This window comes from Streptomyces sp. NPDC048604, from assembly GCF_043199435.1.
In the GTDB taxonomy this organism is placed as follows: Bacteria; Actinomycetota; Actinomycetes; order Streptomycetales; family Streptomycetaceae; genus Streptomyces.
This window is the reverse complement of sequence record NZ_JBICVX010000011.1, coordinates 261,468-279,837: the sequence shown is the minus strand read 5'-3', so window position 1 is coordinate 279,837 and position 18,370 is coordinate 261,468. Positions and strand designations below refer to the sequence as shown.

17 protein-coding genes and 1 pseudogene are annotated in these 18,370 nt (G+C 72.7%); 8 read left to right on the top strand and 10 right to left on the bottom strand.

Annotated elements, in window-relative coordinates; all coding sequences use genetic code 11:
• Positions 1–2: 2 nt before the first annotated feature.
• Complete coding sequence (locus tag ACGFMM_RS23595; protein WP_393648393.1) at positions 3–1,148, top strand: hypothetical protein; 1,146 nt, start codon at positions 3–5, stop codon at positions 1,146–1,148.
• Between the two features lie 189 nt (positions 1,149–1,337).
• Positions 1,338–1,802: pseudogene (locus ACGFMM_RS23590) on the top strand (hypothetical protein); the annotation flags it as partial.
• Here the strand turns inward: ACGFMM_RS23590 and ACGFMM_RS23585 are convergent.
• From ACGFMM_RS23585 to ACGFMM_RS23565, 5 genes are all read right to left on the bottom strand, one after another.
• The gene (locus tag ACGFMM_RS23585) at positions 1,792–3,195 is read right to left on the bottom strand and encodes a M1 family metallopeptidase (RefSeq protein ID WP_393648392.1); all 1,404 of its coding nucleotides are present in this window, start codon (positions 3,193–3,195) and stop codon (positions 1,792–1,794) included. The pseudogene ACGFMM_RS23590 and the gene ACGFMM_RS23585 sit on opposite strands and share 11 nt — an antisense overlap.
• Positions 3,196–3,238: 43 nt before the next feature.
• Positions 3,239–7,147, bottom strand: a complete 3,909-nt coding sequence (locus ACGFMM_RS23580) for a Pls/PosA family non-ribosomal peptide synthetase (RefSeq protein WP_393648391.1) — start codon at positions 7,145–7,147, stop codon at positions 3,239–3,241.
• A 201-nt stretch (positions 7,148–7,348) separates the two neighbouring features.
• Positions 7,349–8,218, bottom strand: coding sequence for an alpha/beta fold hydrolase (locus tag ACGFMM_RS23575; RefSeq protein ID WP_393648390.1), 870 nt, complete (start codon positions 8,216–8,218; stop codon positions 7,349–7,351).
• An 8-nt stretch (positions 8,219–8,226) separates the two neighbouring features.
• Positions 8,227–8,637, bottom strand: coding sequence for a VOC family protein (locus tag ACGFMM_RS23570; protein ID WP_393648389.1), 411 nt, complete (start codon positions 8,635–8,637; stop codon positions 8,227–8,229).
• An 81-nt stretch (positions 8,638–8,718) separates the two neighbouring features.
• Positions 8,719–8,889 carry a hypothetical protein gene (locus tag ACGFMM_RS23565; RefSeq protein ID WP_393648388.1) on the bottom strand — a complete coding sequence of 57 codons (171 nt, stop codon included), beginning with the start codon at positions 8,887–8,889 and terminating at the stop codon, positions 8,719–8,721.
• Between the two features lie 9 nt (positions 8,890–8,898).
• On the opposite strand from ACGFMM_RS23565, the gene ACGFMM_RS23560 reads away from it, so the two are divergent.
• On the top strand, positions 8,899–9,066 hold the full coding sequence (locus ACGFMM_RS23560) for a hypothetical protein (RefSeq protein ID WP_393648387.1): 168 nt from the start codon (positions 8,899–8,901) through the stop codon (positions 9,064–9,066).
• A 45-nt stretch (positions 9,067–9,111) separates the two neighbouring features.
• On the opposite strand, the gene ACGFMM_RS23555 is transcribed toward ACGFMM_RS23560, so the two are convergent.
• On the bottom strand, positions 9,112–9,546 hold the full coding sequence (locus ACGFMM_RS23555) for a VOC family protein (RefSeq protein ID WP_393648386.1): 435 nt from the start codon (positions 9,544–9,546) through the stop codon (positions 9,112–9,114).
• A gap of 123 nt (positions 9,547–9,669) precedes the next feature.
• Between ACGFMM_RS23555 and ACGFMM_RS23550 the strand changes: the two genes are divergently transcribed.
• Genes ACGFMM_RS23550 through ACGFMM_RS23540 form a run of 3 tightly spaced genes read left to right on the top strand, consistent with a single transcriptional unit; the run spans position 9,670 to position 12,151 of the window.
• Positions 9,670–10,353 (top strand): VanZ family protein, encoded by a 684-nt coding sequence (locus tag ACGFMM_RS23550; protein ID WP_393648385.1) that lies wholly within the window; start codon positions 9,670–9,672, stop codon positions 10,351–10,353.
• 9 nt (positions 10,354–10,362) lie between these two features.
• Positions 10,363–11,079 (top strand): response regulator transcription factor, encoded by a 717-nt coding sequence (locus ACGFMM_RS23545; RefSeq protein ID WP_393648384.1) that lies wholly within the window; start codon positions 10,363–10,365, stop codon positions 11,077–11,079.
• A complete protein-coding gene (locus ACGFMM_RS23540; RefSeq protein WP_393648383.1) occupies positions 11,072–12,151 on the top strand; it encodes a sensor histidine kinase in 1,080 nt (359 codons plus the stop codon). Before ACGFMM_RS23545 ends, ACGFMM_RS23540 begins: the two co-directional genes overlap by 8 nt.
• Before the next feature lie 18 nt (positions 12,152–12,169).
• Here the strand turns inward: ACGFMM_RS23540 and ACGFMM_RS23535 are convergent, their stop codons facing one another.
• Complete coding sequence (locus tag ACGFMM_RS23535; protein ID WP_393648382.1) at positions 12,170–12,445, bottom strand: hypothetical protein; 276 nt, start codon at positions 12,443–12,445, stop codon at positions 12,170–12,172.
• A gap of 140 nt (positions 12,446–12,585) precedes the next feature.
• Here ACGFMM_RS23535 and ACGFMM_RS23530 point away from each other — a divergent pair, with 140 nt between their 5' ends.
• Positions 12,586–12,729 (top strand): hypothetical protein, encoded by a 144-nt coding sequence (locus ACGFMM_RS23530; RefSeq protein ID WP_393648381.1) that lies wholly within the window; start codon positions 12,586–12,588, stop codon positions 12,727–12,729.
• 81 nt (positions 12,730–12,810) lie between these two features.
• Positions 12,811–13,230, top strand: a complete 420-nt coding sequence (locus tag ACGFMM_RS23525) for a molybdopterin-binding protein (protein ID WP_393648380.1) — start codon at positions 12,811–12,813, stop codon at positions 13,228–13,230.
• A 36-nt stretch (positions 13,231–13,266) separates the two neighbouring features.
• Here ACGFMM_RS23525 and meaB read toward each other — a convergent pair whose 3' ends face one another.
• The 3 genes from meaB to ACGFMM_RS23510 are packed head-to-tail and all read right to left on the bottom strand — an operon-like array spanning position 13,267 to position 18,255.
• A complete protein-coding gene (gene meaB / locus ACGFMM_RS23520) occupies positions 13,267–14,259 on the bottom strand; it encodes a methylmalonyl Co-A mutase-associated GTPase MeaB (RefSeq protein WP_393648379.1) in 993 nt (330 codons plus the stop codon).
• A gap of 4 nt (positions 14,260–14,263) precedes the next feature.
• Positions 14,264–16,438 (bottom strand): methylmalonyl-CoA mutase, encoded by a 2,175-nt coding sequence (scpA, locus tag ACGFMM_RS23515; protein ID WP_393648378.1) that lies wholly within the window; start codon positions 16,436–16,438, stop codon positions 14,264–14,266.
• Positions 16,438–18,255 (bottom strand): methylmalonyl-CoA mutase family protein, encoded by a 1,818-nt coding sequence (locus ACGFMM_RS23510; protein WP_393648377.1) that lies wholly within the window; start codon positions 18,253–18,255, stop codon positions 16,438–16,440. The genes scpA and ACGFMM_RS23510 overlap by 1 nt, the downstream gene beginning before the upstream one ends.
• Positions 18,256–18,370 lie beyond the last annotated feature (115 nt).

Here is an 18,370-nt window from a genome sequence, read left to right as displayed (position 1 = left end):
CCATGAACAAGAAGTCCCTGCGCCGTTCCCTCCCGGGGAAGGTGCTGGTCCCGGGCGCCCTGCTCGCCCTGGCCGTGCCCCACATCGCCTACGCCGACGTCGCGGACACCACCGTGTCGACCCCCGGACCCACCACGGGCCCCGCGACCACCTTCACCGGTGTCTCGTCCCGCGCGGACTGCGCCGACGGGCTCGTCTCCGGAGGCGGCGTCAGCCAGACCATAGGCACCGACACGACGCGCAACGGCAACCACGTGCTGGGCACGGCTCCCAGCCCCGACGGCCTCACCGAGTACGACGGCCCGACCGGGGTCGTCGGCACCGACGTCAGGCACTGGCTCGCGTTCGGCGGCAGCGGCGGCAACGCCAGCCCCGCCTTCTCCACCACCTCGTACGCGGTGTGCCTCTCCACCCCACGGATCCGGCACACCCAGGTCGTCATGAACCGGATCGCCGGGCCCACCGCCCCGCAGTCGGCGAAGATCGTCACGGCGACCTGTCCCACCGGCACCATCCTGCTCGGCGGCGGCGCCCGCAGCACGCCCGCCAGCGTGGGCAGCCTCAAGCCGATCGCCAGCTTCCCCACCTACAACGACGCCGCACACGACTTCGGCCGCAGGGCCGCTGCCGACGGAGAGACCCGCCCCGACTCCTGGACCGCCGTCGGCGGGATCGGCGGTGGACACGGCAACGCCGACAACACGACGTACGCGTACGCCATTTGCAGCGGGGACCGCGTCAACACCCATGGCATGAGCACGAGGGTCCACCACCGCGACGTGGCCGGCCCGACGGAGGGCGGCACGGGCCGGACGGCGACGGTCGGCTGCGCCGACGACCACGGGCAGGAGTCCGACTGGCGAGGTCGCCGCCCTGGCGCAAAGGGAGACCGGGGCATCCTGATCAGCGGGGGCGCCGCCGCCGGTGGAGGCAACACCACGACGACCGGCTTCACCAAGGCGGGCTCGGGCGGAACCCACCTCAACGGGAGCTTCCCCAGCGACTCCGACGGCAACCCGGTCACGGACGGGTCCCGCTCGGCGGCGTACTGGACGGCCGACATCCACGCAGGGGGATCACCCTCGCCGAACACCTACTCCGACGTCTGGGCACTGTGCCTGACCATGCATCACGAGAGCGGGAAGTGACGATTCCCGTCCTGTGAAAGGGCGGGCGGCGGGGGCGTCGCGGCAAGCTGCACGACGCCCCCGTCCGCCCGGACCGGCGGCCGTGTCGACCTGTCGTTCGGCGCGCGTTCACATGACGACCCGTCGGCCGCCGGGCGGCGTTCGGGCTTGCCCGGGAGCCTCGTGTCGCCCAGTCACCACTCCTTTCAGGCCACCCTCACCGCCGCGGGCTTCAAGGACGAGTCGACCGGCACGGCCTACGACCCGAGCCGGTACGCCGCACACACCGGCGGCGTCTTCTTCGTCGGCGTCGAGGGCACGGCCGCGGTCCACGCGTACGTGCTCCAGGACAGCGGCGCCGCCACCCGTGTCGCCACCATCGCCAGTGGCATGTCCGGCGTGATGGAGCTCCAGTGGGAGCCGCAGGCCGCGCGGCTGTGGCTGGTCTGCGACAACACCTGCGCCGGCCAGCACCGGACCATGAAGATCGGCGCCTCGGGCGCCTTCGCGCTGAATGCCGTCCACAACCGCCCGAGCGGCATGGCCGACATCAACAACGAGGGCTTCGCGCTCGCAGGCGCCGACGAGTGCGTCGGCGGCACCAAGCCCGTCTACTGGGCCGACGACAGCAACACCAGTGGCCACGCGCTCCGCAGGGGCACCGTCAGCTGCTGACCCGGCCGCCCGCCGGCCCGCCGTTCGTCGGCGGGTAGGCGGGCCGTTCCGGTATCGACGGCGCGCCGTGGGGCGACGGCAGCGGCGGGAGGGACGGCTGGTACAGCCACGCCACGAGCAGCTCGTCCACCGGCTCGGACGCGTAGCGGGACACATGGGCGGTGAAGCCCGCCGTGGTCACCACGCCGTGGCGATGGACGGAGGCCCAGTCCCGCAGCATGCGGAAGAACGCGGCGTCGCCCAAGGCGCAGCGGACCGCGTGCACGGTGAGACCCCCGCGCTCGTAGAGGCGGTCGTCGAACATCAGCTTGCGCCCGGGGTCGGCGAGCTTCAGGTCCTGCGGCAGCGCGGACAGCATCCGGTGCGCGGCGGCGGCCAGCGCGTGGGCGGTGCGGCCGCCGGAGCGCTCCGACCAGAGCCACTCGGCGTACTTGGCCAGGCCCTCGTTCAGCCAGATGTGCCGCCAGTCGGCGATCGTCACGCTGTTGCCGAACCACTGATGCGCCAGCTCGTGCGCGACGAGACGCTCGGAACCGCGCACCCCGTCGACATGGTTGGCGCCGAAGAGCGAGAGACCCTGGGCCTCCACCGGGACGTCCAGTTCCTCGTCGGCGACGACCACCGCGTACTCGCCGAACGGATAGGGCCCGAAGAGTTCCTCGAACAGCTGCATCATGGCGGGCTGCCGGGCGAAGTCGCGCGAGAAGCGCGCCAGGAGATGCGCCGGCACGTGGGCGCTCTGCGGCACCCCGCCGAGCCCGGGGTCCCCGAGCAGCACCGTCTGGTGCATGCCGATGGAGAGGCCGACCAGATAGCTGGAGGTGGGCGCGGACTGCTCGTACACCCACGTGGTCGTGCTGGCCTTGGTCGTCCGGGTGAGCAGCCGCCCGCCCGCCACCACCGTGTACGCGGACGGCGTGTTGACCGAGATCTGGTACGAGGCCTTGTCGGCGGGCCGGTCGTTGCACGGGTACCAGGACGGTGCGCCGACGGGCTGGCTGGCCACCAGCGCGCCGTCGGTCAGCTCCTCCCAGCCGAGCCCGCCCCAGGGGCTGCGCACCGGCTTGGGGTTGCCCGCGTAGTGCACCTCCACCGTGAACGCGGCGCCCGCGGGCAGCGGCTTCGCCGGCCGGACGCGGAGCTTGCCGCCGCGGTGGGCGTAGTGCGGCGCCCGGCCGTCGACGAGGATCCGGCCGACCTTGAACTCGGCCAGGTTCAGCAGGAACTCGGTGAGCGGGGCCCGTCCCGCTATGGCGCTGAGCCGGGCCGTCCCGGCCAGCCGGTTGGGGCCGGGACGGTACTCCAGAGCGAGTTCGTACCGATGCACGCGGTAACGGGAGTCGCCGTGGTCCGGAAAGTACGGGTCCGCTGCCGTTGTCCGCTCGCCGCTCACTGCCGCTCCCTGCCCTGTGCTGTGCCGTGCTCGTGCCGCCCGGTCAGGCCCGCCACGCCTCGATCGGATTGCCCAGCCAGCGGGTGTCGGCGGGGACCGACTCCCCGGCCATCACGAGAGAAGCCGGACCCAGCGTGCTGCGGGCCCCGACCGAACTGCCGGGCAGGACGATTCCGCCCGGGCCCAGGGTGGCGCCCTCGCGGAGGACCACAGTATCCGTCCTCAAGATCCGGTCGTGGAAGAGGTGGGTCTGCACGACACAGCCACGGTTCACGCTGACCGCGTCGCCCAGGACGACCAGGTCCGTCTCCGGCAGCCAGTAACTCTCGCACCACACGCCCCGGCCGATCCGCGCCCCGAGCCCGCGCAGCCACAGCGTCAGCAGCGGCGTGCCAGGAACGGCCCCGATCAGCCACGGCACGGCCAGCACCTCGACGAAGGTGTCGGCCAGTTCGTTGCGCCACACGAAGCCGCACCAGAGCGGGTGCTCGCCCGCCCGGTGCCGGCCCACGAGCAGCCACTTGGCGGCCACCGAAACCAGGCACGCGGCCGCGCCGGCGGCGAGGAGCACCGCCCCGGACAGCAGCGCGGCGCCCCCGGTCCCGAGCGCGTCCGTCGTGGCCAGGGCGCACAGGGCCGCCACGGCCAGGACCGCGAGAGCGGCCGAACAGAACACCGGAACGAGCCGGCACAGCTCCACAAGGCCGCGCGCCCACAGCAGACGCGCCGGCGGGTCGTACGTCCTGCTCTGGTCGGCGTCCGCCGCGGAGCGCGGCAGCCGGACCGGGGGCAGGCCCAGGTACGAGCTGCCCTTCTTGGCCTTCTTCGGCGTCGCGGACAACACCCCGACCAGGCCGTCGTCCGGCACCGTACGGCCCGGTGCGGTCATGCCGGAGTTGCCGAGGAACGCCCTCCGGCCGATCTCGGAGTGCCCGATCCGCACCCAGCCGCCGCCCAGCTCGTAGGGCGCGGTCAGGGTGTCGTCGGCGAGGAACGCGCCCTCGCCGACCGTGGTGAGGCTCGGCAGCGCGAGCACCGTCGACACCTCCGCGCCCCGGCCGATCTTCATCCCGAGCAGCCGCAGCCACACCGGGGTGATCAGCCCGGCGTAGAGGGGGAAGAGCGTCTCCCGCGCCAGGTCCATCAGCTGCGTGACGGTCCATGCCTGCCAGGCGATCCGGCTGTGCGTCGGATGGCTGCCCGTGCGCAGCCCGAGGCTGAGCAGCCGTACGGAGACCAGGACCAGCGCCGCGTACGCGAAACCGTAGGCCAGCGCGCCCGGGACCACGGCGAGCAGCGCGCCCCGCAGCGCCTCGGGGAGCCCTGTGCCGGCCGGCACGAAACGGCTCACGACCAGCAGCGCGGGCAGGGCGGCGAGCACGGGAAGAGAGGTGAGGAAGAAGCCGGTCGCCCCGTAGGCGGCCCGCCAGCGGACCGTGCGCGCCGGCCGTTCCTTGGGCCAGTTCCGCTTGGCCCTGCCGAGCTTGCCCGCGGGCGCTCCGGCCCAGCGCTGTCCGGTCGGGATCTGACCGGCCACGGCGGAGCCGGGGGCCACCTCCGCCCGCTTGCCGACCCGCGCCCCGGGGAACAGCATGCTGCGGGTGCCGACCACCGCGCCCGCGCCGACCTTGACCGGGCCGATCTCCAGCCGGTCGCCGTCCAGCCAGTAGCCCGACAGGTCCACCTCGGACTCCACGGCGCAGCCGCGGCCGAGCTTGAGCATGCCCGTGACCGGCGGCAGCGAGTGGAGATCCACCTCGGGGCCGACCTTGGCGCCGAGCGCCCGGGCGTAGCGCTCCAGCCACGATCCGGTGAGCGAGGTCGCGCCCACGCACTCGGCCAGGCGCTCGGCCGTCCACAGCCGCAGGTGGACGCTCCCGCCGCGCGGGTGGCGGCCCGCCTTCACCCCGCGCAGCAGCAGGCGCGCGCCGCCCGCCGCGATCGCGATCCGGCCGGGCGGGCTGAACAGCAGCGCCGCGCCCGCGGCGACGAGCCACCACGAGGCGGTCGGCGCCCACGGGTAGGGCCCGAACCGGTGGAGCACGTTGCCCAGGGCCGCCAGCGCCACCGTCCAGCGCAGCCCGACGACCGTGAAGAGCGGCAGCAGCAGGACGGTCTGGGCGAGCCCGGCCCGGCGCGGAACCGGTACGACGGTCCGGACCGCGCCGTCGTCCTGGACGGACTTCTCCAGGCGCCGGGCCAGCTTGCGCAGGGTGGGCTGCTGGTAGATGTCGACGACGGCCGCGCTCGGATAGCGCGTGCGCAGCCGGGTGGTGAGCTGGGCGGCGCCGAGACTGCTGCCGCCGATCGCGAAGAAGTCGTCGGTGGCGCCGGTGACGGCCACCCCCAGGGTCTCGCTCCACTGCTCGGCGAGCCAGGCCTCGGTGCCGTACAACTGCTCGGCCGGGCCGGTGGTCTCCAGGTCGGGCAGAGGCCAGGGCAGGGCGTCCCGGTCCACCTTGCCCGACGTGCGGGTGGGCAGCTCGGCGACGGGCGCGAGGAGCGGCACGAGGGCCGCGGGGAGCTCGGCGCGCAGCCGCTCCACCGCCGCCGCGTGGTCCCAGCCGTCCTGGGTGACGAGATAGCCGACGAGCAGCTGGTTGCCGCTGCGCGCGGTGCGGACGGCGGCGGCCGCGCCGGCGACGCCGGGCAGCGCCTGCAGCGCGGCGTCCACCTCGCCCAGCTCGATGCGGCGGCCGCCGAGCTTGATCTGCTCGTCGCCGCGGCCGAGGAAGACCAGCCCCTCCGGCTCGGCACGGACGAGGTCGCCGCTGTGGTAGGCGCGCTCCCAGCCGAGCGAGGCCAGCGGGGCGTACTTCTCCGCGTCCTTCTCGGGGTCGAGGTAGCGGGCCAGCCCGACGCCGCCGATCACCAGCTGGCCGCTGCCGCCCATCGGCACCGGCTCGCCTGACTCGTCGACCACCACCAGTTCCCAGCCGTTCAGCGGCAGACCGATCCGGATCGGCTCCTCGCCGGTCAGCAGGGAGGCGCAGGCGACGACGGTGGCCTCGGTGGGGCCGTACGTGTTCCAGACCTCGCGGCCCTCGGTGACCAGGCGCTGGGTCAGCTCGGGCGGGCAGGCCTCGCCGCCGAAGATCAGCAGCCGGACCTCGTCCAGGGCCTCCGGCTCCCAGAGCGCGGCGAGGGTCGGCACGGTGGAGACCACGGTGATCTCCTGCTCCACCAGCCACGGGCCGAGGTCGGCGCCGCTGCGCACCTGGGACCGGGGGACCGGCACGAGGCAGGCGCCGTGCCGCCAGGCCAGCCACATCTCCTCGCAGGAGGCGTCGAAGGCGACGGAGAGCCCCGCCATCACCCGGTCGCCGGGGCCGATCGGCTCCTCGACGAGGAACAGCGCGGCCTCGGCGTCCACGAACGCGGCGGCGCTGCGGTGACTGACGGCGACGCCCTTGGGCTTGCCCGTGGAGCCGGACGTGAAGATGATCCAGGCGTCGTGCTCGGGTCCGGGCCGTGCGGCGGGGGCGCGGCTCGTCGTGCCCTCGGCGACTTCGACCCGCTGCGCGGCGCCGAGGACGGCGCGCACGCCGGCCTCGCCGAAGACCAGCTCGGCCCGCTCGTCCGGATCCTCCGCGTCGACCGGCACATAGGCGGCGCCCGCGGCGAGCACGGCGAGGATGGCGATGTACAGCTCGTTCGTCCCGGACGGTACGCGGACGCCGACCCGGTCGCCGAGCCCCACCCCGGCGGCCGCCAGCGCGCGCCGCCGGCGCTCGACCTCCGCCGCCAGCGCCCGATAGGTCAGCCGGCCGCTCCCGTCGTCCAGCGCGAGCTCGTCGGGGTAGGCCCGTACGGACGCCTCGAAGACGTCGACGAGGGTACGCACCGGGGCGGCGGGCCCGGCGGAGAACCGGGCGTACTTGCCGGGCTCCTCCTCCCACGCGGCCCCGTCGGGGAGCAGAGTGACCTCACCGGGCTCAGGTGTGGCTGCCATCGGACCTCGCGTCTCGTTCCCGGCAACGTCCGGGTCGCCGGAGGAGCCCGGGTCTGCCCGGGTTGTTCCGTTCCAGCGCCAAACAGCCCGCCAGTCTAATCCTTCGCCCAGGTTTTCCCGGCCGACGCCTTGCGCGTGGCCGGGAAGAGGCGGTAAGGGGGGCCCGGGGAGACGGTCAGGGACGGCGGGCGGGAGCGGCGCTCACTCCTGGGCGGACAGGCCCGGGAGCGTGGCGAGTTGGCCCAGGACGCGGGCTGCCGGCGCGGGGTCGACCAGCCACTTCAGATGACTGCCCGCCAGCGTGTGGACGTCGTACGGGTTGTCCGGCGTCAGCGCGTCGCCCTCGCGGATCAGGCGGTCCTGCAGGGCGAGCGGCAGGCTCGCGTCGTCGGCCAGGCGGATGTAGGTCTTGGGGATGCGACCCCAGGTCGCGGCCTGCGCCCGGTCGGCGGAGCCGCCGACGTCCAGGTTCTCGTCGGGCTGGAAGGTGTTCAGGAAGGTCAGGAACTGCTCATCGGTGCCGTCGGCGAAGAAGGCCGCCTTGAACGCCGCGAGCGCGTCCGGGTTCGCCGTACGGAAGTTGACGCGGAGCAGGCCGAGCTCGGCAGGGTTCCCGGCCAGCGCCGACGCGAAGGCGCCGGGGTCGACCGTGGCCATCTCCGGCTCGGCGTAGTAGTCGCCGACGTCCAGGTCGACCGGGGCCCAGGCCGCGACGTACACGATGCGGTCGATCAGATCCGGGCGCGCGTTGCCCGCGGCCGTGACCGTGGCACCGCCGCGGCTGTGGGCGACGAGGATCACGGGGCCGTTCCGCTTGGCCCGTTCGAGTATCCCGATCAGGTGCGCGACGTTGTCGGCGAGCGTGACGCCCTTGATCGAGCCGGGAGCGCCGGCGAGCCCGGCGGAGTCCTGCGGCGCCTGATACGCGTGGGTGAACGTCGCCTGGAACCCGTGGCCGGGCAGGTCGACGGCGACCGAACGGTGCCCGAGGAGGCCCAGTTCGGCCTGAAGAGGTGCGAAGGAGAAGGAGTTCGCGAAGGCTCCGTGCACCAGGACGAACGTCGGTTGCATCTGGCTGCTCACTTTTCGTCGTTGCTGTCGGCGGGCTGGGCGGGGACGGTCCACTCGACGAGCTGGACGACCACTCCGTTGGGGTCGGTCATCTGGAACAGGCGCTCGCCCCAGGGCTCTTCGCGCAGGGGCATGGTGATGGGAGCGCCCGCCGCACGCAGCCGGGCCTCCTCGGCGTCGAGATCGGTGACCGTGAGCGCGAGGATCAGACCGCCCGCCTCCCGGTCCCGCTGCTCGGCGGGCAGGACCTCGATGCCCTTGCGGAGCAGGACGATGTCGACGGCGGCGTCCCCGCGGGTCAGGGAGGCGAAGCCGTCGTCGGCCATGGCCACGGTGTAGCCGAGGTGAGTGCAGAGGAAGTCACGGGAGGCGTCGACGTCGGCGACGGTCAGGGAGAGGGTGGAGGCGGATACGTTCACGGAAGCTCCTCGGTTGGTAAGGAGGTTGGTAAGGGGGTTGGTAGGTGGTCGGTATGGGGTCGGTGGTTCGGTCGGTCGTGCTCAGGTCGCGGTGGCCGGACCCCAGCGGTCGAGAGCGGCGTACGCCGGGATCCACCGGGCGGTGCAGGCGGTGTACGCGGATGCGGGCAGTCGGGCGAGGAGCCTGTGGGCCGTCGGTTCATCGACGCCGTCCAGGAGCCACGGCAGCAGCAGGGGCGCGTCCCTGTCCATGTGCTGGGCATGGACCCGGCTGAAGTGGCGCCACTGCTCGGCGGTCAGCACGCGCCGGACCAGCGGGAGCGCCTGGGAACCCTGAACTTCGCCCTGGTCTGGCGGACCGAGGCCGAGAACGACCTCATCCGCGCTCTGGCCGACACGGTGCGGGATCTCGGCGTGTTCCGGTTCTGACCCGACTTCTGACGGGACGTCTGACGAGTCGTACGGTGCCGGGCCTCAGTCGAGGCAGAACTCGTTGCCCTCGATGTCCTGCATATGGATGCACGACTCGTTCTCCTCGTCGGCGAGCAGCGTGCGCACGTGCGTCGCACCGAGCGCGACCAGTCGTGCGCATTCGGCCTCCAGCGTGGCCAGGCGCTCCTCGCCCACGAGTCCGGTGCCGGCCCGCACGTCGAGATGTACCCGGTTCTTGACGATCTTCCCTTCGGGAACGCGCTGGAAGAGCAGGCGCGGGCCCACCCCCGAGGGGTCACTGCACGCGAAGTAGACGACCTGGTCCTCGGGTGGCAGGGAGCGGTGGTAGTCCTCCCACGTGGTGAATCCCTCCGGGACCGGCGGTACGACGTACCCCAGCACCTCGCACCAGAAGTCGGCGAGGCGCGCGGGTTCCGCGCAGTCGAAGGTGACCTGGAACTGCTTGATCGATGGCATCGGCGCACCGTAGCAGGGGGATTCGGCCGATGCGGCGGATTAAAACGGGCCCGCAGTCGTGTATCGCGGGCGTATCGAAAACCGGATACGCCGGTGCAACCGGCCCCGGGGTTCCATGGGGGCGTGAACCACAACGCATCCCTTTCGGCACCGCCCCGTCCCACGCGGAGGATCGTGCTCCTCGGCCTCGCGGTCCTCTGCGTGGCGGGCGCCGCGTTCGTCGTGCGAGGGCCGCTCCTGATGTCCGCTCCGCGGTGCATGGCCGGGCGGTGGCACGGCTGCTTCGACACGTTCAACGGTGTGGTGCTCATGACGTTGGTCGCGCTGCCGCTGTCCGGCCTGGTGGTGTGGGCGCTGGCGCGCCGTCGCCGTGCCGCGGGCGTCCCGTCGGCGTGGCGGCGGTCGGTGGCCGAGGTGGGCATGGTCCACGGGACGGTGCCGTTCGTGTGGATGATCTTGATGCCGGGCTCCGGGGCGGGCGTCGTCCCCGGCCGGGTGAGCCTGGTGCCGCTGCGGGACCTGGTCACGATGGGGCCGCTCGGGATCGCCGGCAACCTGCTGGTCTTCGCGGCGCTGGGGTTCTTCGCCCCGATACGGTTCGGGGCGCTCGCGTCGGTGCCGCGGATCCTGGCCCTCGGGGCCGGCTGCTCGGTCCTGGTCGAGACGGCACAGTACGTGCTGCGGCTGGACCGGGTGTCCTCCGTGGACGACGTTCTGGTCAACGCCGCCGGTGCCGTACTGGCCGGGCTGGCGTCGCGCCGCTGGTGGCGTCACCGCCATACGCCGGCGATATGCCGGGCTGCCTAGGCTTCGGGCATGCGCGTACTGATCGTGGAGGACGAGCCCTACCTGGCGGAGGCCGTCCGTGACGGCCTCCGGCTGGAGGCGATCGCCGCCGACATCGCCGGCGACGGCGACTCCGCCCTGGCGCTGCTCGGCGTCAACTCCTACGACCTCGCGGTGCTGGACCGCGACATCCCCGGCCCCTCCGGCGACGAGGTCGCCCGGCGGATCGTCGCCTCCGGCAGCGGCATCCCGATCCTGATGCTCACCGCGGCCGACCGGATCGACGACAAGGCGTCCGGGTTCGAGCTCGGCGCCGACGACTACCTCACCAAGCCGTTCGAGCTGCGGGAGCTCGTCATGCGGCTGCGGGCGCTCGACCGCCGGCGCGCGTATGCCCGGCCCCCGGTCCGCGAGCTCGCAGGTCTGCGCCTCGACCCCTTCCGTCGCGAGGTCTTCCGCGACGGACGGTACGTCGCCCTCACCCGCAAGCAGTTCGCCGTGCTCCACGTCCTCGTCGCCGCCGAGGGCGGTGTCGTCAGCTCCGAAGAGATGCTGGAACGGGCCTGGGACGAGAACGCCGACCCCTTCACCAACGCCGTCCGCATCACCGTCTCCGCGTTGCGCAAACGGCTCGGCGAACCGTGGATCATCGCCACGGTGCCGGGCGTCGGCTACCGCATCGACGCCGGCCCGGACGCCGCCGGTCCCCACACCACGACGACCGGCTCCGGCCGTCCGCATGAGTAGACGCCAAGGGCTCAGCGTCCGTCTGAGACTCACCCTCAGCTACGTCGGCTTCCTCGCCGTCGCCGGCACGCTCCTGCTGGCCGTGGTGTGGATGTTCCTGCTGCGCTACGTGCCCGACAACTCCCAGGGCCTGCTCGGAGTCTCGCCCAACCGCTACCTCCTGGTGCACACGTTCGCCCCCGCCGCGGCCGTGGCGATGGCCTTCCTGCTCGTGTTCGGCCTCGTCGGCGGTTGGATCCTCGCCGGCCGGATGCTCGCACCGCTCACCCGGATCACGGCCGCGACCCGGGCGGCCGGGAACGGGTCGCTGTCCCACCGGATCCGCCTGGAAGGCCGCCGGGACGAGTTCCGTGAACTCGCCGACGCGTTCGACACGATGCTCGACCAGCTGGAGTCGCACGTCGCCGAGCAGCAGAGGTTCGCCGCGAACGCCTCCCACGAACTGCGCACCCCGCTGGCCATCTCGCAGGCGCTGCTCGACGTCGCCCGCAAGGACCCCACCCGGGACCGCGGCGAACTCGTCGAGCGCCTGCAGGCCGTCAACACGCGCGCGATCGGCCTCACCGAGGCCCTCCTGCTGCTCAGCCGCAGCGACCGCGGGAGCTTCGCCCGCGAGAGCGTCGACCTCTCCCTCGTCGCCGAGGAGGCCGCCGAGACGCTGCTGCCCCTCGCCGAACAGCGCGGGATCACGCTCGACGTCACCGGCGGAGCGGCCCGTACGAGCGGCTCCGCGGAACTCCTGCTGCGGATGGTCACGAACCTCGTCCAGAACGCCCTCGTCCACAACCTCCCCGCCGGCGGCACCGTGACGGTCCACACCGAAACGCGGCCCGAGGCGAGCGTGGTGCGGGTGGAGAACACGGGCCCTGCGCTCCCGCCGGAGCTGGTACCGACGCTCACCGAACCCTTCCGGCGCGGAACGGATCGCGTACGCACCGACGAGCACGCGGGCGTCGGCCTCGGGCTCGCGATCGTGCAGAGCGTCGTCCGCGCCCACGACGGAACGCTCGACCTGGCTCCTCGCCCCGCCGGCGGTCTCGTCGTCACGGTCCGGCTCCCCGCAATGCCGTAGGCATCGCCGCCGCGTGCTTCAGATCCGCGCCCACCAGCCGAGCGCCAGGACGATGCCCTTCTTGGCCGAGCACCCCCACGCATGTCCCTTGAGGGAGTAGACCAGCGAGGAGAGCGTGGCCGTTCCGGCGGTCGCGGCGATGATGGCGACGCCGATCTCCCAGGAGAGGAAGAAACCGAGGAGCAGGGCGGGCATGAGCATGATCAGGAATCCCACTGCCCCGTCGCGCAGGACGCGGTTCCAACTCGCCCTCTGCTGCCGCCCGGTCCGGTCGGAGAACCCCTGAAGGCGCACGTGGCTCGTGGTACCGCAGGCTCCGGCGTTCATCACGGGCCACTCTCAAAGATTTGACTTCGATTCGTGTTCGAGTTTAGGTGGTCGCGGCGGGGAGGTGTCAAATTCCGTCCCCACGCGAACCTGGGAGAGAAACTGTCGTGAGCGTCGAGGACCACACCGCGGACCGGGTGAACGAGAGGCGGAAGGCGAAGGGCGTCGCCCTGCGGGTCTTCTACTACGTGGTCGGCGCGTACCTGTTCCTCAATGTCGTGGGCGCGCTGGGTGCCTACGCGCAGAAGTGAAGCCCCTCCGGTAGCGTCGGCCGTGACTCAGGTCACAGCAGTGACGACCGTTCGATTCCGGCTTTGCGAGGCGCGTACTCCATGACCCTGTCGATCCGTAACCAGCTCCCCGGCACCGTCACCGCCGTCACCACGGGCGAAGCGATGGCGACCGTGAGGGTCCGTCTGGCCGGCGGTCAGAACGTCACGGCCGCCGTCACCGCCGACGCCGTCCGGGACCTGGGGCTGGCCGAGGGCTCCGGGGTCAGGGCCCTCGTGAAGTCCACCGAGGTCGCCCTCGCCACCGGCCCGGTCGACGGGATCTCCATCCGCAACCAGCTCGCGGGCACCGTCACCGAGGTGTCGACGGGCGGCGCCATGGCCTCGGTGAAGGTCTCCGTCGAGGGCGGGGAGCTGACCGCGGCGATCACCAAGGACGCGGTCGAAGACCTCGGCCTCGCCGTCGGCAGCTCCGTCGTCGCGCTGATCAAGTCGACCGAGATCTCCCTCGACGCCGTCTGACCGACGCTCCTGCCCTCACCCCTGACCGGGCTGCCCTCACCCCTGACCGGGCTGCTCGCCGAAGGCGGCGAGGATGCGCTCGGCCGCGAGCGTGGCGGTCAACTCGCCCTGCCTGACCTGCTGTTCGACCTCCGGGGTGAGCGCGCGTACTGCGGGGTTCGCGTGCAGGCGGGTGAGCAGTTCGTCGCGGACCATCGTCCAGGCCCAGTCGACCTGCTGCTCGCGGCGGCGGGCGTCGAGCCGGCCGGTCGCGTCGAGGAGCGAGCGGTGCTTCTCGATGCGGGACCACACCTCGTCGAGGCCGGTCGACTCGCGGGCGCTGCAGCTGAGGACCGGCGGCGTCCAGACCGCGTCCCGGCCGTGCATCAGCCGCAGCGCGCCGGCGAGTTCGCGGGCCGCGGCACGGGCGTCGGCCTCGTGCGGGCCGTCCGCCTTGTTGACCGCGACGACGTCCGCGAGTTCCAGGACGCCCTTCTTGATGCCCTGCAGCTGATCGCCGGTGCGGGCCAGGGTGAGCAGCAGGAACGAGTCGACCATGTTCGCCACGGCCGTCTCCGACTGGCCGACGCCGACCGTCTCCACCAGGACGACGTCGTACCCGGCGGCCTCCATGACCACCATCGACTCGCGGGTCGCCTTCGCGACGCCGCCGAGCGTGCCCGCGCTGGGCGACGGGCGGACGAAGGCGGCCGGGTCCACGGCCAGCCGCTCCATCCGCGTCTTGTCGCCCAGGATCGACCCGCCGGTCCGGGTCGACGACGGGTCGACGGCGAGTACCGCCACCCGGTGCCCCAGACCGGTGAGCATGGTGCCGAAGGCGTCGATGAACGTCGACTTGCCCACCCCGGGCACGCCGCTGATCCCGATCCGCCGTGCCTTGCCGCTGTGCGGCAGCAGCCGGGTCAGCAACTCCTGGGCGAGCGCCCGGTGCGCGGGGCGGGTCGACTCCACGAGGGTGATGGCGCGCGCCACGAGGGCGCGCTTCCCCTCCCGTACACCCTTCTCGTACGTGTCGATGTCGATCGCCATGGGGCTACAGCTCGTGCCCCAGGTCGGCCGACAGCCGGCGCACCAGGTCCGCGGCCGCGTCCGGGATGACCGTGCCGGGCGGGAAGACCGCGGCGGCGCCCATCTCCAGGAGCGTGGGCACGTCCTGCGGCGGGATGACGCCGCCGACCACGACCATGATGTCCTCCCGGCCCTCCGCCGCCAGCTCCTCCCGCAGCGCGGGGACGAGCGTGAGGTGACCGGCCGCCAGCGACGAGACGCCCACGATGTGCACGTCCGCCTCGACGGCCTGCCGGGCCACCTCGGCCGGGGTCTGGAACAGCGGGCCGACGTCGACGTCGAAGCCCAGGTCGGCGAAGGCGGTCGCGATCACCTTCTGGCCGCGGTCGTGGCCGTCCTGGCCCATCTTGGCGACCAGGATGCGCGGACGCCGGCCCTCGGCCTCCTCGAAGGAGTCCACGAGGGCGCGGGTGCCGTCCACGGACGGGGACTCGCCTGCTTCGTTGCGGTACACGCCGGAGATCGTACGGATCTGGCCGGCGTGCCGGCCGTACACCTTCTCCAGGGCGTCCGAGATCTCGCCCACGGTGGCCTTGGCGCGGGCCGCCCGCACGGCCAGTTCCAGTAGGTTGCCCTCGCCGCCCGCGGCCCGGGTGAGGTCGTTCAGCGCGTCCTGGCAGACCCGCTCGTCGCGCTCCGCCCGCAGCCGGCGCAGCTTCTCGAGCTGCCGGGCGCGCACCGAGGAGTTGTCGACCTTCAGGACCTCGATCTGCTCGTCGCCGTCCACGCGGTACTTGTTCACGCCGATCACCGGCTGCCGGCCGGAGTCGATGCGCGCCTGGGTGCGGGCCGCGGCCTCCTCCACCCGGAGCTTCGGGATGCCCGCGTCGATGGCCTGCGCCATGCCGCCGGCCGCCTCGACCTCCTCGATGTGCTGCCAGGCCCGGCGCGCCAGGTCGTACGTCAGCCGTTCCACGTACGCGCTGCCGCCCCAGGGGTCGATGACCCGGGTGGTGCCGGACTCCTGCTGGATCAGCAGCTGCGTGTTGCGGGCGATCCGCGCCGAGAAGTCGGTCGGCAGCGCCAGCGCCTCGTCGAGGGCGTTGGTGTGCAGCGACTGGGTGTGGCCCTGGGTGGCGGCCATCGCCTCCACGCAGGTGCGGGTGACGTTGTTGAACACGTCCTGGGCCGTGAGCGACCAGCCCGAGGTCTGCGAATGGGTGCGCAGGGAGAGGGACTTGGCGTTCTTCGGGTCGAACTGCTTGACCAGCTTGGCCCAGAGGAGCCGGGCCGCGCGCAGCTTGGCGACCTCCATGAAGAAGTTCATGCCGATCGCCCAGAAGAACGACAGGCGCGGCGCGAACGCGTCCACGTCCAGGCCGGCTTCGCGGCCCGCCCGGAGGTACTCGACGCCGTCCGCCAGCGTGTACGCCAGCTCCAGGTCGGCCGTCGCACCCGCTTCCTGGATGTGGTAGCCGGAGATCGAGATCGAGTTGTACCGCGGCATGTGCTGCGAGGTGTACGCGAAGATGTCGGAGATGATCCGCATCGACGGCTTCGGCGGGTAGATGTAGGTGTTGCGGACCATGAACTCCTTGAGGATGTCGTTCTGGATGGTCCCCGCCAGCTTGTCGGCGGACACGCCCTGCTCCTCGGCCGCCACGATGTACAGGGCGAGGACGGGCAGCACCGCGCCGTTCATCGTCATCGACACCGACATCCGGTCCAGCGGGATGCCGTCGAACAGCGTGCGCATGTCGTAGATCGAGTCGATCGCCACGCCCGCCATGCCGACGTCGCCGGTGACCCGCGGATGGTCGCTGTCGTACCCGCGGTGCGTCGGCAGGTCGAAGGCGACCGACAGGCCCTTCTGGCCGGCGGCGAGGTTGCGCCGGTAGAACGCGTTGGACTCCTCGGCCGTCGAGAAGCCCGCGTACTGGCGGATCGTCCACGGCTGGTTGACGTACATCGTCGGGTACGGGCCACGCAGATACGGCGCGATGCCCGGGTACGTGCCCAGGAAGTCGACGTCCGCGAGGTCGCCGCCGGTGTACAGCGGCTTGACCGCGATGCCCTCGGGCGTCTCCCAGAGCAGGTCGTCGCCGCCGGAGGCCCGCTTGACGGCGGCGTGCCACTCCTCGGCGCTGCCGGCGGGGGACGGGGAGCCGAGGCCGATCCCGGTGAAGTCGGGGATTCCCATCAGGACGCTCCCATGCGGTCGAGGGTGGCGGAGAGCACGGCGACCGCGTCGCACCCCGCGAAGACGTACGCGTCGACGCCCGGGTACGAACCGGGCCGGCCGGCGAGGGACACATGCCGGGCCCCCGCGGCGCGCAGGGCCGCGGCCTCGGACTCGGCCTGCTCCTCGTACAGGGCGTCGCTGGAGCAGAGGCAGACCTCGGTGGCGCCGCTGTCCTCGAAGGACCCCTCGGTGACCGGCTCGACGCCGCCCGCCTGGAAGAGGTTCGCGGCGAACGTGAGGCGTGCCGTGTGCGCGGCGGCGGGTCCGAGCGCCGCCAGATAGACGCGCGGTCGGGCGCCGGTCGCGGCGAGATGGGCGTCGGAGCGGGCGCGCAGCGCCTCGTACGCCTCGTCCCGCCGGACGCGCGGCAGGCCGCCGCCCGGCTCGGCGGGCGCCGGCTCGCGGACGACCGGCTTCTCCGCCAGGTGCGGGAACTCGCTGACGCCGGTGACGGGCTCGCGGCGCTTGGCCAGCTTGCCGCTGCGCGCCTCCCAGGTCTCGGCCAGGTCCTGACCCAGGCGACCCGAGGCGAGCGCGGCGGCCTGCCCGCCGAGACCCTCGATCCGCTGGAAGAACTCCCAGGCTGCGTGGGCGAGTTCGTCGGTGAGCGTCTCCACGTACCAGGAGCCGCCGGCCGGGTCGATCACCCGGGACAGATGAGACTCCTCGATCAGGATCGAGGAGGTGTTGCGGGCGATCCGGCGCGAGAAGGCGTCCGGCAGGCCGAGGGCGTGGTCGAAGGGGTGGACGGTGACCGACTCGGCGCCGCCCACGCCGGCGGCGAGCGTGGCGACGGTCGTCCGCAGCATGTTCACCCACGGGTCGCGGGCGGTCATCATGACCGGCGACGTCACCGCGTGCTGGAGCTGCGCCCCGGCCGCCGGCGTGCCGCACGCCTCGGCCACCCGGGCCCAAAGGCGGCGCGCGGCACGGAGCTTGGCGATGGTGAGGAACTGGTCGGCGGTGGCCGCGTAGCGGAACTCCAGCTGCCCCAGCGCCTGTTCGATGCTCAGTCCGCCGTCGGTGAGCGCCCGCAGATAGGCCACACCGGTGGCGAGCGAGGAGCCCAGTTCCTGGGCGGCCGAGCTGCCGGCCTCGTGGTACGGCAGAGCGTCCACGGTCAGCGCGCGCAGCCCGGGGTAGGTCTCCGCGCAGCGCCGGGCGAGACCGACGGCGACCGGGTATCCGTCACCGTCGTAGGCGGAACCCGTGCGCGCCTGCGTGCCGAGCGGGTCGGCGCCGAGGTTGCCGCGCACCGCCTCGGCCGCCACACCCCGGCGGGCGTACAGCGCGAGGAGTTCCTCCGCCGCGGCGGCGGTCTCCTGACCGGCGTCCAGGACGACCGGGGCCAGGTCCAGGTAGACGTCCTTGAGCAGCCCGTCCAGGCCGTCCACGGGGATGCCGCCGGGGCCGACGGCCAGCCACAGGGAGGTGACGCCGTTCTCCAGGTCCGTGAGGACGGCCTCGGGGTCGGCCACCGTGTGCCGCTGGCGCACGTCCCAGCCGCCCGCGGTGCTGCCTTCGGCGCGACCGGACCGGACGAACGGGGCGAAGCCGGGGAAGCCGGGATCGGGCACGCCGTCGGCGGCCGCGTAGAGCGGGCGCGCGCGCAGCCCGTCCTCCAGCGCGGTGGACAGCGCGTCTTCGGCTTCGGCTTCGGGAACGTCCTTGCCCGACCGGCTCAGCACACCCGCCACAAGGCGTTGCCACTGGGCATGGGTCGCTGCGGGGAACTCGGCGGCCAGCGAGAGGCCGTCGTCAGGCAGCACAGTCATGCCCGGATGCTAGGCCAGACGCACAAAGGAGCAGCAGTCTGATCAGCTGTGACCTTGACCTCTCCAAGGTGGGCTTGATCAGGCAGTCTCCTCGTGCTTGCGGCGGAAACCCCCG